19 protein-coding genes are annotated in these 22,291 nt (G+C 66.8%); 9 read left to right on the forward strand and 10 right to left on the reverse strand.

The features are described 5' to 3' along the window. Positions 1-5 precede the first annotated feature (5 nt). From A3OK_RS0113460 to A3OK_RS0113470, 3 genes are all read right to left on the reverse strand, one after another. Complete coding sequence (locus tag A3OK_RS0113460; protein ID WP_026597244.1) at positions 6-530, reverse strand: DoxX family protein; 525 nt, start codon at positions 528-530, stop codon at positions 6-8. A gap of 227 nt (positions 531-757) precedes the next feature. After that, the gene (locus tag A3OK_RS0113465) at positions 758-1,927 is read right to left on the reverse strand and encodes a multidrug effflux MFS transporter (protein ID WP_245259434.1); all 1,170 of its coding nucleotides are present in this window, start codon (positions 1,925-1,927) and stop codon (positions 758-760) included. 297 nt (positions 1,928-2,224) lie between these two features. After that, positions 2,225-2,812 carry a hypothetical protein gene (locus tag A3OK_RS0113470; protein ID WP_019905407.1) on the reverse strand — a complete coding sequence of 196 codons (588 nt, stop codon included), beginning with the start codon at positions 2,810-2,812 and terminating at the stop codon, positions 2,225-2,227. A 297-nt stretch (positions 2,813-3,109) separates the two neighbouring features. Here A3OK_RS0113470 and A3OK_RS0113475 point away from each other — a divergent pair, with 297 nt between their 5' ends. Together A3OK_RS0113475 and adh are read left to right on the forward strand one after the other, a co-directional pair. After that, complete coding sequence (locus tag A3OK_RS0113475) at positions 3,110-4,549, forward strand: serine hydrolase (RefSeq protein WP_019905408.1); 1,440 nt, start codon at positions 3,110-3,112, stop codon at positions 4,547-4,549. Between the two features lie 199 nt (positions 4,550-4,748). Then, positions 4,749-6,269 (forward strand): aldehyde dehydrogenase, encoded by a 1,521-nt coding sequence (adh, locus tag A3OK_RS0113480; RefSeq protein WP_019905409.1) that lies wholly within the window; start codon positions 4,749-4,751, stop codon positions 6,267-6,269. Between the two features lie 137 nt (positions 6,270-6,406). Here the strand turns inward: adh and A3OK_RS0113485 are convergent, their stop codons facing one another. Beyond that, the gene (locus A3OK_RS0113485) at positions 6,407-7,372 is read right to left on the reverse strand and encodes a homoserine kinase (RefSeq protein ID WP_019905410.1); all 966 of its coding nucleotides are present in this window, start codon (positions 7,370-7,372) and stop codon (positions 6,407-6,409) included. A gap of 79 nt (positions 7,373-7,451) precedes the next feature. Next, the gene (gene ispH / locus A3OK_RS0113490) at positions 7,452-8,444 is read right to left on the reverse strand and encodes a 4-hydroxy-3-methylbut-2-enyl diphosphate reductase (RefSeq protein WP_019905411.1); all 993 of its coding nucleotides are present in this window, start codon (positions 8,442-8,444) and stop codon (positions 7,452-7,454) included. Between the two features lie 493 nt (positions 8,445-8,937). Here ispH and A3OK_RS0113495 point away from each other — a divergent pair, with 493 nt between their 5' ends. Next, positions 8,938-11,415: a TonB-dependent receptor gene (locus A3OK_RS0113495; RefSeq protein ID WP_026597245.1), complete on the forward strand. Its 2,478-nt coding sequence runs from the start codon at positions 8,938-8,940 to the stop codon at positions 11,413-11,415. Positions 11,416-11,491: 76 nt separating this feature from the next. On the opposite strand, the gene A3OK_RS0113500 is transcribed toward A3OK_RS0113495, so the two are convergent. Both A3OK_RS0113500 and A3OK_RS0113505 read right to left on the reverse strand, forming a co-directional pair. Further along, positions 11,492-12,718: an acyl-CoA dehydrogenase family protein gene (locus tag A3OK_RS0113500; protein WP_019905413.1), complete on the reverse strand. Its 1,227-nt coding sequence runs from the start codon at positions 12,716-12,718 to the stop codon at positions 11,492-11,494. Positions 12,719-12,812: 94 nt separating this feature from the next. After that, entirely contained in the window at positions 12,813-14,210 is a 1,398-nt protein-coding gene (locus tag A3OK_RS0113505; protein WP_019905414.1) for a PLP-dependent aminotransferase family protein, read from the reverse strand. A gap of 155 nt (positions 14,211-14,365) precedes the next feature. Between A3OK_RS0113505 and A3OK_RS0113510 the strand changes: the two genes are divergently transcribed. From A3OK_RS0113510 to A3OK_RS22745, 5 genes are all read left to right on the forward strand, one after another. Then, complete coding sequence (locus A3OK_RS0113510) at positions 14,366-14,659, forward strand: DUF1127 domain-containing protein (protein WP_019905415.1); 294 nt, start codon at positions 14,366-14,368, stop codon at positions 14,657-14,659. 233 nt (positions 14,660-14,892) lie between these two features. After that, the gene (locus tag A3OK_RS0113515) at positions 14,893-15,183 is read left to right on the forward strand and encodes a DUF1127 domain-containing protein (RefSeq protein WP_019905416.1); all 291 of its coding nucleotides are present in this window, start codon (positions 14,893-14,895) and stop codon (positions 15,181-15,183) included. Positions 15,184-15,338: 155 nt separating this feature from the next. Further along, positions 15,339-17,231 carry a monovalent cation:proton antiporter-2 (CPA2) family protein gene (locus A3OK_RS0113520; protein ID WP_019905417.1) on the forward strand — a complete coding sequence of 631 codons (1,893 nt, stop codon included), beginning with the start codon at positions 15,339-15,341 and terminating at the stop codon, positions 17,229-17,231. Continuing rightward, complete coding sequence (locus A3OK_RS0113525) at positions 17,224-18,681, forward strand: MATE family efflux transporter (RefSeq protein ID WP_019905418.1); 1,458 nt, start codon at positions 17,224-17,226, stop codon at positions 18,679-18,681. The genes A3OK_RS0113520 and A3OK_RS0113525 overlap by 8 nt, the downstream gene beginning before the upstream one ends. Positions 18,682-18,799: 118 nt before the next feature. After that, a complete protein-coding gene (locus A3OK_RS22745; RefSeq protein ID WP_019905419.1) occupies positions 18,800-19,639 on the forward strand; it encodes a DUF937 domain-containing protein in 840 nt (279 codons plus the stop codon). 37 nt (positions 19,640-19,676) lie between these two features. Here A3OK_RS22745 and A3OK_RS0113535 read toward each other — a convergent pair whose 3' ends face one another. From A3OK_RS0113535 to A3OK_RS0113545, 3 genes are all read right to left on the reverse strand, one after another. Next, positions 19,677-19,928, reverse strand: coding sequence for a Flp family type IVb pilin (locus A3OK_RS0113535; RefSeq protein WP_155912019.1), 252 nt, complete (start codon positions 19,926-19,928; stop codon positions 19,677-19,679). 292 nt (positions 19,929-20,220) lie between these two features. Further along, the gene (locus A3OK_RS0113540; protein ID WP_019905421.1) at positions 20,221-20,466 is read right to left on the reverse strand and encodes a DUF3072 domain-containing protein; all 246 of its coding nucleotides are present in this window, start codon (positions 20,464-20,466) and stop codon (positions 20,221-20,223) included. A gap of 98 nt (positions 20,467-20,564) precedes the next feature. After that, complete coding sequence (locus A3OK_RS0113545) at positions 20,565-21,452, reverse strand: branched-chain amino acid aminotransferase (RefSeq protein WP_019905422.1); 888 nt, start codon at positions 21,450-21,452, stop codon at positions 20,565-20,567. Between the two features lie 209 nt (positions 21,453-21,661). Between A3OK_RS0113545 and A3OK_RS0113550 the strand changes: the two genes are divergently transcribed. After that, positions 21,662-22,291 (forward strand): helix-turn-helix domain-containing protein, encoded by a 630-nt coding sequence (locus A3OK_RS0113550; protein ID WP_245259354.1) that lies wholly within the window; start codon positions 21,662-21,664, stop codon positions 22,289-22,291.

Raw genomic sequence — 22,291 nt, forward strand, 5'->3', positions numbered from 1 at the left:
CGCTCTCAGGCGGCCGCGCGGGTCGACGGGCGGGCGGGGCTGCGCTTCGGCCCCTTCGTCGATTTCGCGTTGGCATTGGCGGATTGCGGCTTGGCGGGAGCGCGCAGCGGCGCCTCGCGGGTCGATTGGCGCCACCCCTGCCAGCTCCAGGCGCCCGGCCCAGTCAGGGCATAGATCAGGAAGCCGCCGGCAAGGCCGAGATCGGCCAGGAACAGGGTGCGCTCCGTCACTGCTGCCGCTCCGGCATAGGCCCAGAACCCGTGCAGCAGGACCGCCATCGTCACGGCAAAGGCCGCCATCGCGAACCCGGTGAGGCGGGGCAGCACACCGAGGATCAGCGCCAGGGGGCCGAAGACCTGGACGACGACGGCCGCGGTGGCGATGGCATTGGGATACGGCATCCCGGTTCCCGCCAGGGACAGGGCGAAGCCCGACACGTTGAGCGCACGAGCGATGCCCGTCGGCAGCAAGGCCGCCGCCAGCAAGAGGCGCGATGCGAGGAGTATCCCGTCCTGGCTACGACCGAACACGCGCGAACTCCGTCCCTGATCCATCGAGAAAGAGAGGTTGGTCAGGGTCGGCTGAAGACGGCGTTAAGGTTGGGCGGGCGTGCACACCCGCCTGCGGATCGTCGTCCCGCTCTCCCGAGCGAGCGCTCTTGGAACCGAACGAACGCGCCCGCGACGTTCTCGATCATCCCGGCCGATGCCCAGGCATTCACGTCCCTGCAGAGGAAGCCGGCGACCGGGGCAGCGTATCACCCCGACACCCCGCCCCTGAACAGGCGCCCGCGCTCGGTCCAGGCGACGACGAGCAGCGCCGAGCCGCCGAGGCCGGCATAGCCGAGGCCGATGGGCAGGACCGTACCGTCGAAGGCGTGTCCGATGACGAAGCCGCAGAAGGCGCCGAGGATCGTCGTGTAGAAGCCGAGGAAGGACGAGGCCGTGCCGGCGATCTCGCCCAGGGGCTGCAACGCCAGGGCGTTGAAGTTCGGCATGGCGAAGCTGATCATGAACTGGTTGCAGGCCAACACCGTCAGGAACAGCCACAGCGGCGGATGCCCGCCATAGGCGAGGCCGATTCCGATCTGGACGAGTGCCACCGCCACGAACAGGGTCAGGCCCACATGCGACAGCGGCCGCATTCCGAGCCGCCGCACCAAGCGGGCATTGACGAGGGTCGCCGCGCCCATGGCGGCGGCAACCAGCCCGAAGGCAAGCGGAAACAGGGCTCCGAGCTTGTAGAGCCCGGTGTCGAACACCTGCTGGGCCGAGCCGACATAGCCCATGATGCAGCCGGTCAGCAGCCCCAGCGCGGTGGCGTAGCCCACGGCCACGCGGGTGCGGAAGGTCAGGGCGACGGCCTGGCCGATCGACCGCAGCGAGAGCGGGCGCCGAAACTCGGAATGCAGTGTCTCCGGCATGCGCCAGGAAAACCACAGGGAGAGAATGCCGGCCAGCACCAGCATCGACACGAAGACGTAGTGCCAGGATCCGAGGAGCAGCATCGCTCCGCCGATGGCGGGGGCGATCATCGGCACGATGAGAAACACCATCATGATCAACGACATGACGCTGGCCATCTCGCGTCCCGAATAGCGGTCGCGGACGATGGCGGTGGAGAGGACGCGTCCGCCCGCGGCACCGATCCCCTGGATGATGCGGGCGGCGAGCAGCCATGCGAACGAAGGCGCCACCATGGCGAGCACCGTGCCGGCGGCGTAGATCGCGAGACTGACGAGGAGCACGCGACGGCGCCCGAGCGCGTCCGAGACCGGCCCGTAGACGATCTGCGCCACGCCGAAACCGATCATGTAGACATAGACGAGAAGCTGCAGCGCATTGGGATCGGCGACGGCGAACCGCGCTTGGATGGCGGGGAAGGCCGGCAGCAGATTGTCGATGGAGATGGCGGTCACCGCCATCATCAGCGCGACGATGCCGACGAACTCGCCGAATCCCGGCCCGTTCCATGCCGGTCTGAGGTCGGGACCCACGGGACAATCGGGCCGTTCCGATACCGGTTCTCCGCTCGGCGGAACGGGCCTCAATGGTGCAGTCACTCGCCTTCAGCCTCGCGCCGATCGCCTGCCTCTGCGGGCAGCGATGTCCTGATGGGAAATCTTGCCGACCCACGCATCGATGCACGCGCGACCGACCGGTTTCGCGCGACCGGCGACGATCGTCTCTCGCCTGATCGTCGCCGGTCGCCTTTTGGACCGAGGCTACTGACCGCCGCCGGCCAACTGCCCGAGCTTGTCGATGTTCTTGGTGACGAGGGCGATGTTGCCGTCCGACGGCTTGGTCGGCTCACCGGCGGCGATTGCCTCGTTGAGCTCCTTCAAAGCGGCGGCCTTGTCCTTGGCCGGCATCTTCGTGTCGGCCTCGATGGCGGCGACCTGCTTCTTCATCAGCGGCACGACGCCGACATAGGTCTTGGTCTCGGAATCGACCCCTTCCAGCACCGACTCGACGCTGTCGGCCACGTCCTGCAACTCGTCAACGCCGGCAAAGCCGCTTTTCTTCGCGATCGCCTCGGCCTTGGCCTGGATCTTCGGATCGGGCTTCGCCGTGTTCCCGCCATTGAGCTTGGACAATTCGGGCTGAGCGGCGACGAGGCCATCGATCTGCGCCTGGGTGAGCGCGATCTCCTTCTGCTCCTCGGCCTGGGGCGCAGGGGCCGGAGCGGCGGGAGCAGCCTTGGCGGGCGCCGGGGCCTTCTGCGGCGCTTGGGCGAAGCTGACCCCGGAAGCCAGGGCGGAGGCTCCGAGGGCGAGGGAAGCGGCCAGCATGGCGCGAGTGGTGCGGCTCATGGATCTTTCTCTTCCTGTTGCGTCATGGAAAATACCGCCATCGGCGGATCGGGTCCGGCCCCTGGTTGGTTGGCTGGACAGCGGGGACCGCGGGCACGGAGGCGGGCCATGTTGCGGAGCTTCGGGGCGAAACCGTGATCTCGGGCCCGAAGCGGATCACGGTTTCGCGGGAATGCCGATGATGCGGGCATGAGGTGGCGCCCTTGCCCAACCACGCCACATTCCTCCGCGACATTGCGTTCAAGACCTTGCCTCCGAGACCTTGCCTCGGACACCCCGGCCGGATCATCGCGCCTCATGCTCACACGCTTTCTCGCCCGCGCCGCCGCCCTGCTGATTCTGGTCTCTGCAGCCGCCGCGCAGAGCCGGGATCTCGGCGGAGACGCCGACGGCGGGACCGATGCCTTCATGCGCAAGGCCTCCGCGCTGCTGGAATCCCATGCCGAAGGCAGCGTCTTCTCGGGGGCGGTGATCGTCGCGCGCGATGGAATCCCCGTCTTCCGTCGCGCCTATGGGATCGCCGACCGCGAATGGGCGATCCCCAATACGCCTGAGACGCTGTTCCGCATCGGCTCGATCACGAAGCAGTTCACCGCGGCCGCGATTCTGAAGTTGGCTGAAGCCGGCTCCTTGTCCCTGGACGATCCCGTCATCCGCCGCCTGCCGGAATTGCCGCCCGCATGGGCGCCGATGACGATCCGCATGCTCCTCAACCACAGTTCGGGCCTGCCCAACGTCACGGCGCTTCCCGGCTATGCGACGAGTCTCGGCCGCGTCGAGCGGACGCCGATGGAGACGGTGGCGCTGCTCTACCGCGAGGAGCTGCTGTTTCCGCCTGGGACGGGCCACGAATACAGCAATACCGGCTATATCCTTCTGGCGGGTCTCATCGAACGCATCACCGGTCAGACCTTCGAGCGCTACCTGAGCGACGCGATCCTGGCTCCGGCCGGCCTGGACTCGACCCGTGACGCCGATCCGGGCGCGATCCTTCCGCAACGCGCGAGCGGCTATCGCCGGGTCTCGGGCGAGTGGCGCAACGCCCTGCCGCTGGCCGCCAGCGCGCCATCGGGAGCGGGCATGCTCGCCTCTACGCTGGACGACCTCGTCGCCTGGGACAGGGCGCTGTTCTCCGGCCGCATCCTCTCGGCGGCGTCTCGGCGGGCGATGTTCACCGATTACGGCCATGGCTACGGGCTCGGCTGGTACATCGGCTTGGCTTACGGCCGCCGGCTCTGGTCGCATGGCGGCTTCATCAGCGGGTTCAGCGCGATCAAGGATTCCTATCCCGATCTCGGACTCACCATCGTGGTGCTCGGCAATTCCGAGATCGTGCCGGCCCAGGCGCTCTCGCGTGAACTCGCGGCGCTCTATCTCGGCACCCCGGCGCGGACGCAGATCAGCGTCGATCAGACTGTCCTCGACCGCTATGTCGGCTTCTACCGGACAGGCCCGCGCTCGATCCTCAGCATCATCAGGGACGGCGATCGTCTGACGGCTCAAGGCGCCGGACAGGGATCGGGCGAACCCCGCATCACCCTCATTTCCGAGAGCGACAGGGCCTTCGTCGCTCAGGATGGTGCGATCCACGTGGCGTTCGACATCGAGCCGGACGGACGCCCGACGGGCGTGATGATCCATCGCGACGGCATCGAGCGGGCAGGCCCGAGGATCGACCGTTTCATGGCCCGTCGGATCACGGCGCGCCGCTTCGCACGACTGCCGACCGGGCAATAAAAAGCCTGCCCGGCATCGCCAGGCTGGCGGATCGGCGCTAGGCTCGCCTTCGCGCGTCGGCACCTGCCAAAGAAGCAGGGCCACCCGCCGACCGGCTCGAGAACGTGGTTCCGAACTGGTTTGGCCAAAAGTCTATCTTGATTTGGCAACCCGTCCGGCCTTGTCTGCCGCACACAAGAACAACACGGAGGATACGCTCATGAACAAGCCGGAATTTCTGTCCACGGCCGCCAAGTCGCCGTTCTCGGCGCGCTATGAGAATTTCATCGGCGGCCAGTGGGTCGCTCCCGTGGCCGGCCGGTACTTCGAGAATACGTCGCCGGTCACCGGCCGCGTGATCTGTGAAGTCGCCCGCTCGGACGCGCAGGATGTCGACAAGGCCCTCGACGCCGCGCATGCTGCCAAGGATGCCTGGGGCCGTACCTCGCCGGGCGAGCGCGCCCTGATCCTGAACAAGATCGCCGACCGGATGGAGGACAATCTCGATCTGATCGCGCGCGCCGAGACCTGGGACAACGGCAAGCCGATCCGCGAGACGACCCATGCCGACATCCCGCTCGCCATCGACCATTTCCGCTATTTCGCCGGTTGCGTCCGCGCCCAGGAAGGTTCGATCTCCGAGATCGACCACGATACGGTGGCCTACCATTTCCACGAGCCCCTCGGCGTCGTCGGACAGATCATTCCGTGGAACTTCCCCATCCTGATGGCGGTGTGGAAGCTGGCGCCTGCGCTCGCCGCCGGCAATTGCGTGGTGCTCAAGCCTGCCGAGCAGACCCCGGCCTCGATCCTCGTCGTCGCCGAACTGATCGCCGACCTGCTGCCGCCCGGCACGCTGAACATCGTCAACGGCTTCGGCCTGGAATGCGGCAAGCCTCTCGCTTCCTCGCCCCGCATCGCCAAGATCGCCTTCACCGGCGAGACGACGACGGGTCGTCTGATCATGCAATACGCCTCGCAGAACCTGATCCCGGTGACGCTGGAACTCGGCGGCAAGTCGCCGAACATCTTCTTCGCCGACGTCGCCAACGAGGATGACGATTTCTTCGACAAGGCGCTCGAAGGCTTCACCATGTTCGCCCTCAACCAGGGCGAGGTCTGCACCTGCCCGAGCCGCGCGCTGGTGCACGAGTCGATCTACGACCGCTTCATGGAGCGGGCGATCAAGCGCGTCGAGGCAATCGTCCAGGGCTCGCCGCTCGATCCGTCGACGATGATCGGCGCCCAGGCCTCGGGCGAGCAGCTCGAGAAGATCCTGAGCTACATCGATATCGGCAAGCAGGAAGGCGCCAAGGTGCTGACCGGCGGCGAGCGCAACACCATGGACGGCGATCTGGCGGAAGGCTTCTACGTGAAGCCGACCGTGTTCCAGGGCCACAACAAGATGCGCATCTTCCAGGAGGAGATCTTCGGACCGGTCCTCTCGGTCACGACCTTCAAGGACGATGCCGACGCGCTCTCCATCGCCAACGACACGCTCTACGGCCTCGGCGCCGGCGTCTGGACCCGCGACGGGACTCGCGCCTACCGCTTCGGCCGCGCCATCCAGGCCGGCCGCGTCTGGACCAACTGCTATCACGCCTACCCAGCCCATGCGGCCTTCGGTGGCTACAAGCAGTCCGGCATCGGCCGTGAGAACCACAAGATGATGCTCGACCATTACCAGCAGACCAAGAACATGCTGGTCAGCTACTCGGCCAAGAAGCTCGGCTTCTTCTAGGCCTTCACGAACGAGACCACCTTGCCCCGGCTGGAAACGGCCGGGGCTTTTTCATGCCTCGACGGGTTTCGCGAGGGCTTGTACCCAGTCTCCGTGAGCCGCCCCCAAATGTGAGGCATGTTCATTGAGGTCTGGTATCAGCCTTGCCAGCCGTAATCCCGCGCATGCGTCGCCGCCCAGTGGAACACCAGCCTGCGGTCGTATTCCAGCGGGTCCTTCGGCTGCACCAGGGCGCCGGGGGGAACGTTGAGCCAGTCCACCAGCCGGGTCAGCATGAAGCGCAGGGCCGCGCCCCGGCACAGGATCGGCAACGCCTCGACCTCGTCCTCCTGCAGGCGCCGGACGGATTGGTAGCCGGCGATCATCGCTTCGCCCTTGTCAGGGAAGAATGTTCCGTCCGGCGCGAAGCACCAGGCGTTGAGGCAGATGGCGAGATCGTAGGCGAAGGCATCGGTGCAGGCGAAGTAGAAGTCGATCAGGCCCGAGAGATCGTCGCCGATGAAGAACACGTTGTCGGTGAACAAATCGGCATGGATCACGCCGGACGGCAGGCCGCGCGGCCAGCCGGACTGCAAAATCGAGAGATCGGCGCGCACGCGGTCCGCCAGCCCGGCCGAGACCGTGTCCGCGGCAGGTCCGGCGGCCAGGAAGAGCGGCTCCCAGGATTCCACCGAGAGGTTGTTGGCGCGGGCCATGCCGAAATCGCTGCCGGCCCGATGCAGCCCCGCGAGGGCGACGCCGAGCGCCCGGCAATGGTCCGCATTGGGGCGCTTGACCGATACGCCCTCGAGGAAACTCACGATCACCGCCGGCCGGCCGCAAAGCGTGCCCAGAGCCACGCCGTCGCGCTTGGCGATGGGCTGCGGGCAGGCGAGGCCGCGGGCGGCGAGGTGCTGCATGAGGTTGAGGAAGAAAGGCAGGTCGCCCGCATCCACCCGCTTCTCATAGAGGGTGAGGATGTAGGAGCCCGCCGTGGTGTGCAGGAAGAAATTGGTATTCTCGACGCCCTCGGCGATGCCCTTGTAGGAGAGCAGCGTGCCGATCTCGTATTCGGAGAGGAAGGCGGTCAGCGCCTCGTCGGAGACCTCGGTATAGACGGCCACGGGCTTCGCTGAGGTTCGAGGGCAGAAATGAGAAGGGGCGCCCAACGGCGCCCCCGGAGAGAATGGCCGGACGAGCGGACTATTCGGCCGCTTCGCTGCGCAATTCGCGCGGCAGCGGGAAGGACATGTCCTCCACCACCGTCGAGACCGTATCGACGGTGACGTCGTAGCGGGCGGCGAAGGCGTCGATGATCTCTTCCACTAGCACCTCGGGTGCCGAGGCGCCGGCCGTGAGGCCGAGCTTGCGGATTCCCTCGAAGGCCGGCCAGTCGATCTCTTCCGCCCGCAGCACGAGGCGGGTGATCGGGCAACCGACGCGCTCGGCGACCTCGCGCAGGCGCTGCGAGTTGGAGGAGTTCGAGGAGCCGACGACGATGACCGCATCCACCAGCGGCGCCACCTGCTTCACCGCCTCCTGGCGGTTGGTGGTGGCGTAGCAGATGTCGTCCTTGTGCGGTCCGGTGATGGTCGGGAATTTCTGCTTCAGCGCGGCGACGATGTGGCGGGTATCGTCCACCGACAAAGTCGTCTGCGTCACCCAGGCGAGGTTGTCCCGGTTCTCCGGCTCCAGAGCGGCGATCTGCTCCAGATCCTCCACCAGGGTGATCGAGCCCTTGGGCAGCTGCCCCATGGTGCCGACCACTTCGGGATGACCGGAATGGCCGACAAGCAGCACGTGGCGGCCGCGCTTGTGGTGGATCTCGGCCTCGCGATGGACCTTGGTCACCAGCGGACAGGTGGCGTCGATGGTGACGAGGCCGCGATTGTCGGCATTGGCCGGCACCGTCTTGGCGACGCCGTGGGCCGAGAAGATCACCGGGGCGTTACCGTCCGGCACCTCGTCGAGCTCACGCACGAACACGGCGCCCTTCCGCTTCAGGCTCTCGACCACGTATTTGTTGTGGACGATCTCGTGGCGCACGTAGACCGGAGGTCCGTAGATCGCCAGCGCCCGCTCCACCACGTCGATGGCGCGAACCACACCGGCGCAGAACCCGCGCGGTGCGCAGAGCAGGATCTCCAGCGGCGGCTTGGCGCCGGCGGGCAGGGTCGTCGAAGGTATATCGCTCATGATAGCCGGGATGTGGCGAGGCGATGCCGCCCCTGTCAACCTCCTATAGCGCAAAATGCGATCCGCTGTCAGGGCAGCCGGGGCACACCTGACCGGCGCCGTCGCGCCGGGGCGGGCTGGTCGCCGCCGCGCGGACCGCGGAACACAGGTCGGGGCCGATCACGGCTCCATCCTGGCCAAGCCTCCCATGCCCGGCATCAGCGCCCCGGAATCGCCCCCCCGCGCGATCACACGCAAGCAGATTGCCTAAACCTCCCGGAACCATTGCCGCTTCATCCCTAACTCGCTGCCGCTCCTGACCAAATCTGTTGCAGAGACGCGACGCGGATCGACTAAAATCCACTTGTCCCGGTCGGATGGGATTAAGCTGGCGGCCGATGCGTGGGACGGATTGCCCGCGACCGCGCATGCGCCCAAGAAAGCCGGACACCGCGGCTTCAACGCGGAGCAGCCAGATCTCGCCTACAGGCCTGACATCTCCGGGGAGCGTTCGATGACCAAAGGCAGCCTGCGCGGCAGTCTTCTCGCGACAGTGGCGCTCCTGCCCTGCGCGGCGTCGGCCCAGACGGCGCAGCAGGCCGTGACGTTGCCGGAACTCGACGTCGTCGCCACGAGTCCGGTCAGCGCAGCCGGCGGCGGCGGTCGCGCCCTGCCGCTCTACAAGATCCCCAGCACGGTGGAGACGGTGACGGCGGCGGATCTCGATGCGGATCGCGGCACCTTCAACGCGGTGACGACGCTCGCCCGCAAGACGCCCGGCCTCAACCTCTCGGATTCCCAGGGCAGTGCGGGCCGCGTCGACATCACCTATCGCGGGTTCACCGCATCCCCGGTCCAGGGCGTTCCCCAGGGTCTCGCCGTCTACCAGAACGGCGTGCGCATCAACGAAGCCTTCGGCGACACCATCCAGTTCGACCTGATCCCGCCATCGGCGATCCAGCGGATCGATGTCGTCACCGGCAATCCGGTCTTCGGACTGAACGCGCTCGGGGGCGCGGTCAACATCCAGATGAAGAACGGTTTCACCTGGCAGGGCACCGAGATCACCGCGCTCGGCGGTTCCGACGCGCGCATCGGGGGCTCGCTCGAATACGGCAAGGTCATCGGGCCGTGGAGCTTCTACTTCAACGGAGACGGTCTCAACGACCGCGGCTGGCGCTACGAGAGCCCGAGCACGATCGGCCGCCTCTATGCCGATCTCGGCTACCGCGCCCCGGATTCGGAGTTCCACCTCATCGCGGCGGGCGCGCGCACCTTCTTCGGTGCCGCAGGCGCTGCCCCCGTCGACTTCACCCGCAACAATCCGCGCGCGATCTTCACCTATCCGCAGACCTCGACCACGGAGATGGGCACGATCCAGCTCACCGGTCGCGTCGACGTCAGCCCGAGTTGGGAACTGGCCGGCAACGCCTATTTCCGCCGCTTCAGCCAGACCTATGTCGACGGCAACGACGGCAACTTCGAGGAGTGCGGCCGCCGTTCGTCCAATGCCGGCTTCCTCTGCTTCGAGAATGACGGCTTCGCGCGGTCGGCCGGTCAGACGCGGCGCGCCTTCCTCGACCAGTTCACGATCCTGGGGGTGAACGGCCAGCGCATCCCCTACACCGACAACGTGCCCTACGGCACGATCGACGTGACCAAGACCGAGGCCACCGGCTATGGCGGATCGCTCCAGGCCACCAACAGCGACAAGATCGGCGGTTACGGAAACCGTTTCGTCGTCGGCGGCAGCATCGACGCGGCCGATTACAGCTTCAAATCGTCGAGCACGCTCGGGGTGATCAACCCCGATCTGTCAGTCACGACCGATCCCAACAACCCGTTCTACGGCACCATCCCCGGCCTCGGCACGACCGACCTGCGCACCGCGGCGGCCCTGGGCATCGCGCCGAGTTCGGTGATCGGTTCGAACCTGTATATGGGTCTCTACGCCACGGACACGTTCGACCTGACCGACTCCCTCTCGCTCACGGCCGGGGCACGGCTCAACTTCGCCCGTGTCACGACCCAGGATCAGACCGGCTACTCGCCGGACGTCACCGGCACGCATTATTTCAGCAAGATCAATCCGGTCGCCGGCCTGACCTACCGGTTCACCCCCGGCCTCTCGCTCTATGGCGGCTATTCGGAATCGAACCGCGCACCGACGCCGCTCGAACTGGCCTGTGCCAACCCCGACCGCCCCTGCCTGCTGCCGAACTCGCTGGTGGCGGACCCGCCGCTGAAGCAGGTGACCGGCCGCACCTACGAGATGGGCTTTCGCGGCAACGTGCCGGATGTCTACGATGGCGGCCTCTTGACCTATAAGATCGGGGCATTCCGCACCGACCTCACCAACGACATCATCCAGCTCGCGACCCCCGGCAATGCGGCCCGCGGCTACTACGTCAACGTGCCCGCCACCCAGCGCCAGGGCATCGAGATCGGCGGCGAGTACACGGCCGAACGCCTGTCGGTCTATGCGAATTACGCGCTGATCGATGCCACGTACCAGTTCAGGGGAACGCTCTCCTCGCCGAACAATCCGCTGGCCGATGACGGCGCCATCACGGTGCGGCCCGGCAACCAGGTGCCGCTGGTCCCCAACCACCAGTTCAAGGTCGGCTTCGACTATCTGGTGCTGCCGGGCTGGCGGCTCGGCATGAACCTTCAGGCGTTCTCGTCGTCCTATTATCGCGGCGACGATTCCAACCTGAACCGCAAGCTACCCGCCTATTACGTTCTCGGGCTCAACACGAGCTATCAGGTCACCAAGAACCTGCAGGTCTTCGGCCTGATCACCAACCTGACGAACAACAAATACGCCACCTTCGGCACCTTCGCCGAACCCGGCACCGTCGTGGCAAACCTCACCATCAACGAGCCGCGTACGACGACCCTGGCCCAGCCGCTCTCGATCTATGGCGGCATCCGCTACGCCTTCGGTGCCGAACCCGCGCCGATGGCGGAGCCCATCCTCCGCAAATACTGAGCTTCGCGAGGACCCAACCCCCGCGAGCGCGGATTCCAATGGCGATGGAGCGCCGCCGCGCTCCCGATCGCGCGCATCACCCTTTCGGCAGCATGCGGTCGCTGATGATCCTCCGCTGGATCTCGCTGGTGCCCTCGAAGATCGTCGTCAGCCGCGCGTCGCGCCAGTAGCGCTCCACCCGTCGCTCGGTGGTGTAGCCGTTGCCGCCATGGAGCTGCATCGCCTGGTTGGTCACCCGGACCGCCATCTCGGTGGCGAGGAGCTTCACCTTGGCGGATTCGCCCTCGGCCGGCTCGCCCTCGTCGAGGAGGTGGGCGACCTGCTGCCAATAGGCGCGGGCCTGATCGACCTCCGCCGACATGTCGGCCAATGCGAAGCGCAGGGCCTGGAACTCGCCGATCGGATGGCCGAACTGCTCGCGCTCCTGCAGGTAGAGCTGACAATCCTCCACCGCCGCGCGGGCGACGCCCACGGCGCGGGCCGCGGTATGGACGCGGGCGATGTTGAGGCCGCGCTGCACCGAGGCGAAGCCACCGGAATCCGCATCCGCCCCGCCATCGCCGTAGAGGCCCGTGAGGCGGTCGCCCTCGGGCACGCGGACGCCGTCGAGGGCGAGCTCGAAGGTGAGGAAACCGTGATAGCCGATCTTGTCGATGACATGCCCGGTCATGCCCTCGGGGAAGGTGCCGGGCGTCTTGACCACGAGGAACGGCTCCAGCCCGGCCGAGCGCGGCTCGCCCTCCTCCGGTTCGCGGGTGCGCGCCAGGACCTCGACGAAATCGGCGGCGAGCGCGAAGCCGGCCCAGCGCTTGGTTCCGGTGAGGACCCATTCGTCGCCCTCGCGCACGGCGCGGGTCTGGACCCCGGCGAGGTCGGATCCGGCCGTGGGCTCGGACAGGGCGATGCCGCCGATCCACTCGCCGCGCGCGGATTTGCGGAGCAGCGTGCGGCGGCGCTCGTCGTCGAGGGTCTGAGTGCCGAGCCCCTGCCCTCGCGCCAGGATGCTGCCGACGGAGAGCCAGGCACGGGCGAGCTCTTCCGAGACGAGGCAATATTCGAACACGCCGAGGCCGAGGCCGCCATGCTCGGTGGGGATCGTGATGCCGAACCAGCCCTTCGCCGCCATCTGGTCGATGAGGGAGCGCGGCATCTCGGCCTTCTGCCGGTCGAGCTCGTCGGCGAGCGGCAGCACGACGTCGCGGGCGAAGTCGCGCGCCTCCTGCTGGAGCTTGGCCCGCGCTTCGGTGCGCCAGGGCGAGAACAGCTCTGGGGAACGCGGCTGTTTCAACTCCGGCTTCGACATGGTTCCTCCCGAGGACAATCTTGAGCTTTGCCGTGACTGAGCAAAGCTCCGCTGCGGGCCGGGGGTTCCACGTCCGGTGGTGCGGCGCGTGTCGTCAGACCGCCGCCATGGAATCCTGGAGCACGCGAAACATCCTGGGATCGGCGCAATGAGCCACGTTGAAACGCAGGAACTCGCGGCCGCTCGTCCCCGCGCTGAAGGCGGCGCCGGGCGCCAGCACCACGTCCCGCGCCAGGGCGTGACGGGCGACATCTCCGGAATCGAGCCCGTCGGGCAGTCGTGCCCACAGGAACAGGCCGCCGCGCGGCTCGGTCCAGATCGTCAGGCCGCAGGCTTCCAGCCGTCTCGCGGTCTGGCCCATGGCGCGGGCGAGCTTCTCGCGGATTTCAGCGAGGTGACGGCGATAGGCGCCATCGGTGATGAGACGGTGCATCAGCGTCGCCGAGAGGTGCCCGCTGCCGAGACTCAAGGCAAGCTTCAGGTCGATCAGCCCTTCGACCCAATCGGGCCGCAGGGCGATGTAGCCGCAGCGGATCGAGGCGGAGAGCGTCTTCGAGAAGCTGCCGACCGCGAGCACCCGGTCGAGCCCGTCGAATCCGGCGAGACGCGGCGCCGGATCCGGTTCGAGATCGCCGAAGATATCGTCTTCGACGATCAGCGTGTCATGCGCCTCCGCCAGCTTCAGCACGCGATGCGCCACGGCCGGGGCAAGGGTGGCGCCGGTCGGGTTATGGAGCGCCGAATTGGTGAGGTAGAAGCGCGGCCGGTGCTGCACGATCAGCCGCTCCAGCGCGGCAATATCGGGTCCTGCGGGCGTGAAGGGGACGCCGACGACCTTGGCCCGGTTCGCCCGTAGCAGGGCATGGAAGTTGAAATAGCAGGGATCGTCGACGAGGACGGTGTCGCCGGGATCGAGCAGGAAGCGGCAGATCAGGTCCAGGGCCTGGGTCGCGGAATCGACGAGCACGATCTGGTCAGCCTCCGCCTCGACGCCCTTCTCCGCCAGCCTGCGGGCGATCTGGGCGCGCAAAGGCGGAAATCCGAGGGGCAGATCGTAGCAGGTGAGGTCCGATTCGGGCTCGCGCGCCAGTTGGCGCAAGCCGCGCCGGATCGCCTCCTCGGGCATCCATGACGCCGGCAGCCAACCGGAACCGGGCTTCAGCAGATGCGGCCCCGCCTGCATCGATTGCCGCGTGATCCAGAGCGGATCGACCGCGCGGTCGAGCTGCGGACCGACCTCCTTCAGGCAGAGGGGCCGGGTCTTGGCCGCGACGTAGAAACCCGAGCCCCTGCGCGCGACGATGGTCCCATCGGCACCGAGACGCTCATAGGCCTCCACCACCGTCGATTTCGACACGCGCATGTGCTCGGCGAAGGCCCGCACGGAGGGGAGCCTGGCGCCGGGCATGAGTTGGCGACCGGCGATCCGCTCCATGATCGCCGATGACACCGACTCCACCAGCGTCTGCGTCGTTCGTGCCGATCCCGCCATCTGTACCGATCCCGTCATCTGTACCGAACGATCGCCCGGACAATTCGACGGAAGCGTACTGGACTGTCCCTGTCTTCGCCAGACCTCCGGGCCCATGACGGCCGCTTGGCGATGAGCCGCGAACAACGACCAACGGCGAACGACGAGGACGGACCATGACCACGATCGTGCAGCAGCACCGGCGCGCCACGCGGATACCGGAGATCGTCAAGCGCCTATCCCTCGCGGTCGGCCGCCTGCTCACCGAAGCAGCCGAGGGAGTGTCGCGCCAGGCCATCAACCGTCGCGTCGTGCGCAAGCTCAGCGTCATGACCGATCGCGAACTGAAGGATATCGGCCTCATCCGGCAGGACGTGATGGATGCGGTCACAAGCGCCGACGATGCCTCGGAGCTTCTGATGGTCCGGCGCGATGAGAGACGCGGTGCGCGCCGCATCAAGATTCCTTAATCGACGATCAAGATGGCAAAACGTGCACTATGGGTCATGACTTCCGTTTCATCATGCCATCGAAGTCATCATCCCACGCAAGATTGAGGTTTAACTGCGGTCGGGTTCTAGCAGACCTGCAGGCATCGCAAGTCTGACTAGGCTAAGTGTCCAATCGCACGTCTTTCCAGGCGAAGGGGGCGCACATCACATCCATCCCTTCACCACATCTGAGAACCAACGAAGTCACGATCATGAACAGCACCCTCAACTGGACCCCTGGCGACGCGGCAGCCGAGCAGGTCACCCAGGCGACCCGTTTCGTCGGCCGCCTCGTCTCGAAAGCCACCGCTTTCGTCTCGGGCCGGGACGACGTCCGGCACGGCCTCGGCGAACTCGGCTCCCTGTCCGAGCGCGAGCTCAACGATATCGGCCTCACCCGCTGGGACGTGCTCGACGCCGCGGAAGCGACCTCGCCGGCGGAAGCGTCGAAAATCATCCTGGCGCACCGCGCCGTGCGGCAGGTGTCGCGCCGCCTCGCCTGAACCGCGTGCCGATCCGCACGAGCGACGCGCCTGACGGACATCGTCCGCTCAGCGCGGGCGTGGCGGGGGCGATGACCCTGGGCTAAGAGAAGAGCGCGGCGACACGCCTGCGGCACCGTCCGTGGGCGACCCCACTCCTCATAGCCTGGATCGACATGGCGAGCGCCTCCACCCATGTGAGCTTCCTGCCACCGGTGCTGACCTTTCTGTCGGCAGCGGTGATCGGCGTGCCGATCTTCCGCCTCATCGGGCAGAGCGCGGTGCTCGGATACCTCGTCGCCGGCGTGGTGATCGGCCCATTCGGCTTCTCGCTCATCGCCGAGCCGGAGACCGCGGCGAGCGTCGCCGAACTCGGCGTCGTCCTGCTTCTCTTCATCGTCGGACTCGAACTCGAGATCTCGCGGCTGATCTCGATGCGGCGCGACATCTTCGGGCTCGGCACGGCGCAACTGGTTCTGTGCACGATCGTGCTCGCCAGCGCGGGCGCCCTGTTCGGGCTGACCCCGGCGGCGAGCATCGTCATCGGCGTCGCCCTCGCCTTGTCCGCGACCGCGGTCGCACTGCAGCTTCTCGAGGAGCGCGGAGACCTCGGCACGCCCTATGGCGGCCGGGCTTTCGCGGTGCTCCTGTTGCAGGACATCTCCGTCGTCGCGATCCTCGCCCTGATGCCGCTTCTCGCCTCCACCGGCAGCACCGGCAACGACGCATGGCTCGGCCAGGCGCTGCAATCGACCGGAACGGTGGTGGCGGCGATCGTCGCCGTGGTGCTGGTGGGGCGCTACGGCCTCAACCCGTTCTTCAGCATGCTCGCGGCCAGCGGCGCGCGCGAGGTGATGACCGCCGCGGCCCTTCTCGTCGTGCTCGGCACCGCGATGCTGATGGAGCATGTCGGCCTGTCGATGGCGATGGGCGCCTTCCTCGCCGGGGTGCTGCTCGCGGAATCGAACTTCCGGCATCAGCTGGAAGCGGATATCGAGCCGTTCCGCGGCATGCTCCTCGGCCTGTTCTTCATGAGCGTGGGCATGTCCATCGATGGCGGCCTGCTGAGAAACGCGTGGCCCGCCCTGCTCGGCGCGACGGCGGCGGCCATCCTCATCAAGGTCGCCCTCGTCGCCGGCCTGTTCCGCCTGTTCGGGTCGCCCTGGCTCGATGCGGTGCGCGGCGCGGCGATCCTCGCGCCGGCCGGCGAATTCGCCTTCGTTCTCCTGCCGGCGGGTTCCGAACTCGGCCTGATCGACCAATCCTCCACCCGCTTCGCAGTGGCACTCGCCGCCCTGACCATGCTCGTCGGCCCCGTCGCCGCCAAGGCCCTCGACGGGTTCCTGTCCCGCCGGCCGGTGGAGGGGGCGGAACAGGCGCCCGACCAGATCGAGAACACCGAGGCCCGCGTCCTCGTGGTCGGCTTCGGCCGTTTCGGCCAGATCCTGACCCAGGTCCTCCTCGCCGAGGGCATCAGCGTCACGGTCATCGACAAGGACGTGGAGCAGATCCGTAGCGCCTCGCGCTTCGGTTTCCGCATCTATTACGGGGACGGCACCCGCCTCGACGTGCTGCGCGCGGCCGGCATCGGCCGCGTCGAGTTGCTGTGCATCTGCGTCGACGATCCTCAGGCGGCGCTGAAGATCGTCGACATCGTCCACGAGGAATTCAGGGGCGTGCGCACCTATGTCCGCGCCTACGACCGCATGCATTCCGTGGAGCTGATGAACCGGGACGTGGATTACCAGCTCCGCGAGACCGTGGAATCGGCCATCGCCTTCGGGCGCGCCACCCTCGAAGGGCTCGGCATCTCGGCCGAGGCCGCGGCCGCCACGGCGCAGGACGTCCGCAAGCGCGACGTCGCCCGCCTCGTGCTGCAGCAGGCCGGTGCCCTGCCGGAGGAATCGCGCTACATCGGCGGCGGCCCGGAAATCAAACCCGAACCGCTGACCCTGCCGCAGAGACCGTCGCGGGCGCTCAGCGCCGAGACGCGGGACATCATCGGCCTGGAGCGGCGCGAGGCCGCGACCCGTACGCTGCAACCGCAGGATACACAGTCGGATGCGTGAGACGAGCGCGGCGGCAGTGAACCCTGCCTCCCGACGGGAAGCGGGCCGGTTCGTCACCGGCTCGATCCTGCGGCACGTGGTGGTGATGAGCGGGACCGGCTCGATCGGGCTGATGGCGATCTTCGTCGTCGACCTGCTCTCGCTGATCTACGTCTCGAAGCTCGGCGACCCGAAGCTGACGGCGGCGGTGGGCTTTGCCACCATCGTCCAGTTCTTCGCCATCGCCATCAATATCGGGTTGATGATCGCGGCGGGTGCCCTGGTCTCGCGGGCGATCGGGGCCGGCGACGAGGCGGGCGCGAGGCGTCTGGCCACCTCCGCCTCGATCCACGGCATCATCGTGTCGGGCTTCCTCGTCCTCGCGATGCTGCCGTTCCTGCCTACGATCCTGTCCTGGATCGGCGCCGATGCCGAGACATTGCCCATCGCCGAGCGCTTCCTCTGGATCGCCCTGCCCTCCAACCTGCTCATGGGGCCGGGCATGATGTTCTCGGGCCTGTTGCGCGCCGTCGGAGCGGCGCGGCAGGCCATGTACGTGACCCTGGGCGGTGCCATCGTCACGGCCGGTCTCGATCCTCTGCTCATCTTCACGGCAGGGCTCGGGATCGACGGGGCGGCGATCACGACCTGCGTCGCCCGCGCGACTTTCGCGCTGATCGGCCTGTGGGGCGTCCGGAAATTTCGGATGCTCGCCATGCCGCGCCTTGCGGACGCGATCTCCGATGCTCCCATCGTCTTCAGGATCGCACTGCCCGCCGTGCTCACCAATCTGGCGCCTTCGGTGGCCAGCGCCTTCATCGCCCATTCGCTCGCCAAATTCGGTGCGGTCGCGGTCGCCGGCAACGTGGTGATCGACCGGCTGACCCCGGTGGCCTTCGGCGGTCTCTTCGCCCTGTCCGGCTCCATCGGCCCCATCCTCGGCCAGAACTGGGGCGCGGGGCGGTTCGACCGGATGCGCGGCGTCTTGCGGGACGGCGCGCTGGTGACGGCCGTCTATGTCGTGGTGATCTGGGCCGCGCTGATCGCCCTGCGCGGGCCGCTGACGGGCCTGTTCGAGCTGACCGGCACCGCCGCCGACCTGTTCGTCTTCTTCTGCTTCGTGAGCGGCGGCGTGTGGTTCTTCACCGGGCTGCTGTTTCTCGCCAACGCCTCCTTCAACAATCTCGGCTTCCCGTTCCTGTCGACGATCCTCAATTGGGGGCGCGCGACGATCGGGACCGTACCGCCGGCCCTCCTCGGAGCCCATCTCTACGGCCCGAAAGGCGTCATCGCCGGTGTCGGCTTTGGTTCGGTCGCCTTCGGCGCCATCGGGATCGCCCTGGCCTTCCGAACCGTGTCGACGCTGGAGCGCCGGGCGACCCTCGCCGCACCGAAACCCTCTCCCGAGGCCGATGCGGAGGCCCATGGCGGTGATATTCCCGCCTCGGAGAGGCCGAACGCATTGGTATAGGGCCGGTATGAGTACGATAGCGGGCTGGTAAGTCCGGCGGCGATGCGACAGAGTTCGCATCTCGATGGCGGGCTGGAGAATTCCGACCTGCCCATGATGGGATCATGAGGCCGCCGCCATGTTCAACCTGTTCGATCTCATGCAGGCGCAGGGCGGCATGGGCCCCAACGGTTTCGGTCAGCAATTCGGCCTGTCGCCGGACCAGACCCGGCGGGCCATGGACGCGCTGATGCCGGCCCTGACCCTCGGCCTCCAGCGTAACGCCGCCGCCGATCCCACCGGCTTCACCCAGATGTTCAATTTCATGGATCCGGCATCGTCCGGCTCGTCGCAGGGCAAGTCGCAGATGGATGCGATGGTCCGCCAGCTCTTCGGCTCACAGCATCTCAGCCAGGCTGTGTTGCAGCAGGCGGCCGCGGTCAGCGGCGTGGCGACGCCCGCGCTGCGACAGATGCTGCCGGTCATGGCCGGCATGGTGGTGGCGGGGATCGTCCACGTGATGATGAACCCGGGACCGGCCGCCCCTACTCCGGCGCCGCCTTCGCCTTCACCGTTCGGAATTCCGGCCAACCCCTATTGGACCGAGATGATGAACACGTTCATGGCCGCGAGCGGCTCCATGATGTCTCCGCCGATACAGAACGCCTCGTCCGCACGCGGACCCTCGAGCCAGAAGAGCCTGCAGCAGACACGATACTTCTCCGATCACGTATCGACACTGGAATCCAAGCCGGCTCTGGAATCCAAGCCGGCCGCGGTTAGCGGATCGCAATCCTCCGAGCTGAATCCGTTCGATATGCTGCAGCAGATGTTTCAATCGGGGATGGAAGCTCAGCAGGAGAATGCCAAGACCATGCAGAGCCTGTTCGACAGTCTGTGGCGCGATGGCATGACCGCCATGGACCCATCGAAGACGACGAGGCCTGCATCGAACAAGCCTGGACCGGCGCGACGCTGAGCGTCGTCCGGTCGTGCGGGTTGGGCCGCCCGCCCGGTCAAGTGTTCTTGGCGACAGCGGTGCCGATGTTCTGATACATCGTCCCGACGCGATCGGCATAAAGGCGAAGCGCACCGGCAATTGCCAGGAAGACCAGTCCGGCGATCAACGCATATTCTATCGCGGTCGCACCATCGGTGTTCCGGGCAAATCGTCTGCCGAGTCTGGTCGAGCCGGTCTCCGTCGCGAAGCGACCCCCGGCCGCCTGCCGGATCACGCCTGTCCACTTTTTCCGCGCGGGGCTCGTCATGGGGGTGAAGTGATCCTCGACGAAGTCGCCGTCAGCATCCTTGCACCGAAAATCGTTGCCGACCGTTTAATCAATTCCCGCAATCACTAGGCCAACGCTCAGGCGGAGGGGGTGGCGACGCAGATTGAAGATCGGCGTCACTGTTCAAGAAGCCGGGTCGCGGATCCGAACCGAGACTTCGGGTCGCCGGCCGGTGCGGGCTCGTCACCGGATCGGCGTTCCTTCTCGGGTCCGTCCCTTCTTTGACAGCCGGTTCGGGAACGCCAGCGGCCCCCGTCCCGGCCATGAACGATCAATCCCGACCCGCTTCCTTGCGCAGGGCGTCGATACGCTTCGATGCCTCGGCCTTGTCGAGACCGGGCTCGAACGAGTCCGGTGACTTCGCCTCCTCCGACAGGGTCTTGAGGTAGGAGGCCTGCGCGCCGGTCATCGGCTCGTCGCCGGTGGTCCACTCGCTCGGATCTTTGATCCGGTTCGAGCTATCGTCACCGACCGTCTTCGGATTCTGATGCTCTTCCGCAGCCTGCTTCTTCGTCATCGCGCAACCTCGTTCATGAATTGTTCTCTTCATAAACGGGTGGTGGTCCGGCAGGTTCCAAACCATCGCCCCGAGACCGGGGCGATGGTTCGTCCGTACTACGCGGCGACCGCCTTCGGCTGAACCTCGGCCGTGTAATCGTCCATGAGCGTCTTCGTCATGGCGGCCGGCGTGAAGCGATAGGGGCCGATCTCGGAGACCGGCGTCACTTCGGCCGCCGAGCCTGTGATGAAGCACTCCGAGAAGCCCTCCATCTCGTCCGGCCTGATCCGCCGCTCGACCACCTCGAAGCCGCGGCGGCGGGCGAGGTCGATGATGGTCTGGCGGGTGATGCCGTTGAGGAAACGGTCGGCGAGCGGCGTGTGGATCACGCCGTCCTTGATGAAGAAGACGTTCGCGCCGGTGCATTCGGCGACATTGTCCTCCCAATCGAGCATCAGCGCATCGGCATAGCCTTTGTTCTCGGCCCGATGCTTCGAGATCGTGCAGATCATGTAGAGGCCGGCCGCCTTGGAGGCGGAGGGGATGGTCCGCGGATCGGGCCGACGGTAATCGGCCATGTCGAGGCGGATGCCCTTCATCTTGGTCTCGGGATCGAAGTAGCTCGGCCATTCCCAGGCGGCGATGGCGAGGTGGATGGTGTTGTTCTGCGCCGAGACGCCCATCATCTCCGAACCGCGCCAAGCGACGGGGCGCAGGTAGGCGTCGGCGAGGCCGCTGGTCTTGAGCACGAGGTCCTTGGCCGCCTCGATCTCGGCGGCGCTGTAGGGAATCGTGAAGTCGAGGAACTCCGCCGAGCGCAGCAGGCGCATGGCATGCTCATGGCTCTTGAAGATGTGTCCGCCATAGGCGCGCTCGCCCTCGAACACCGCCGAGCCGTAATGCAGGCCGTGGCTGAGCACGTGGATCTTGGCCTCGCGCCACGGCACCAGCACGCCGTCGAACCAGATGGTGCCCTCGCGTTCGTCGAACGGGATCACGGACATGACGACTTCCTTGAATCCGCCGGCTCGCTGAATCGCGCCTGCGGGGTCGATCGATCGGGTTGGCTCGATGGCCGGGCACTGCCTCGCGCAATATCCGCGAGGTCGGAGGTCTGCAAGGCTCGCTATCCGCAAGGTTCAAGGTCCTGAAGACCTGTCACACAGCGGAGCCAGCGCCAGCGAGGCTTGACGGTTAGCAACGGCCCTGAGATATGTCAACATCACTGACGTATTTGAGGGCTTCGCCGGACGTGACGCGCCAATCGACCGTGGCAATGGGCTCAGCCCTCATTCCCGTACCCGACGACGGTAGCGCGAGGGCGGACGCCGTCGTCGGGCCGGAGGGCGGGCCGACGACCGATGAAAGCGTGACCAACGATCTCGTCGAGCTTCTCTTCTTCGCCTATCGCGACTTCGTCGGCGACCCGGACCGGATGCTGGCGGAATACAGCTTCGGCCGGGCGCATCACCGGGTGCTCCATTTCGTCTATCACTACCCGGGCCTGACCATCGCCGAACTCCTCGACATCCTGCGGATCACGAAGCAGAGTCTGAACCGGGTTCTCAAGGATTTGATCGAACAGGGCTACATCGTGCAGAAGACCGGCCGGAGCGACCGCCGCCAGCGGCTGCTCTTCTGCTCGGAGACCGGCGCGACGCTCACGGCGGAGCTGACACGGGTCCAGGTGCGGCGCGTCGCCCGCGCCATCGCCGATCCGGTCGCGGACGAACCGAAGGGCGCCCATGCCGCAGCACAAGGGTTTCTCATGGCGATGATCGAACCCGAAGAGCGCGCAGCCGTGCGCAGCCTGATGGCCCGGCGCGGCCGGGACCGCGGCTGA

It is taken from the genome of Methylobacterium sp. 77, assembly GCF_000372825.1.
Classification (GTDB): Bacteria; Pseudomonadota; Alphaproteobacteria; order Rhizobiales; family Beijerinckiaceae; genus Methylobacterium.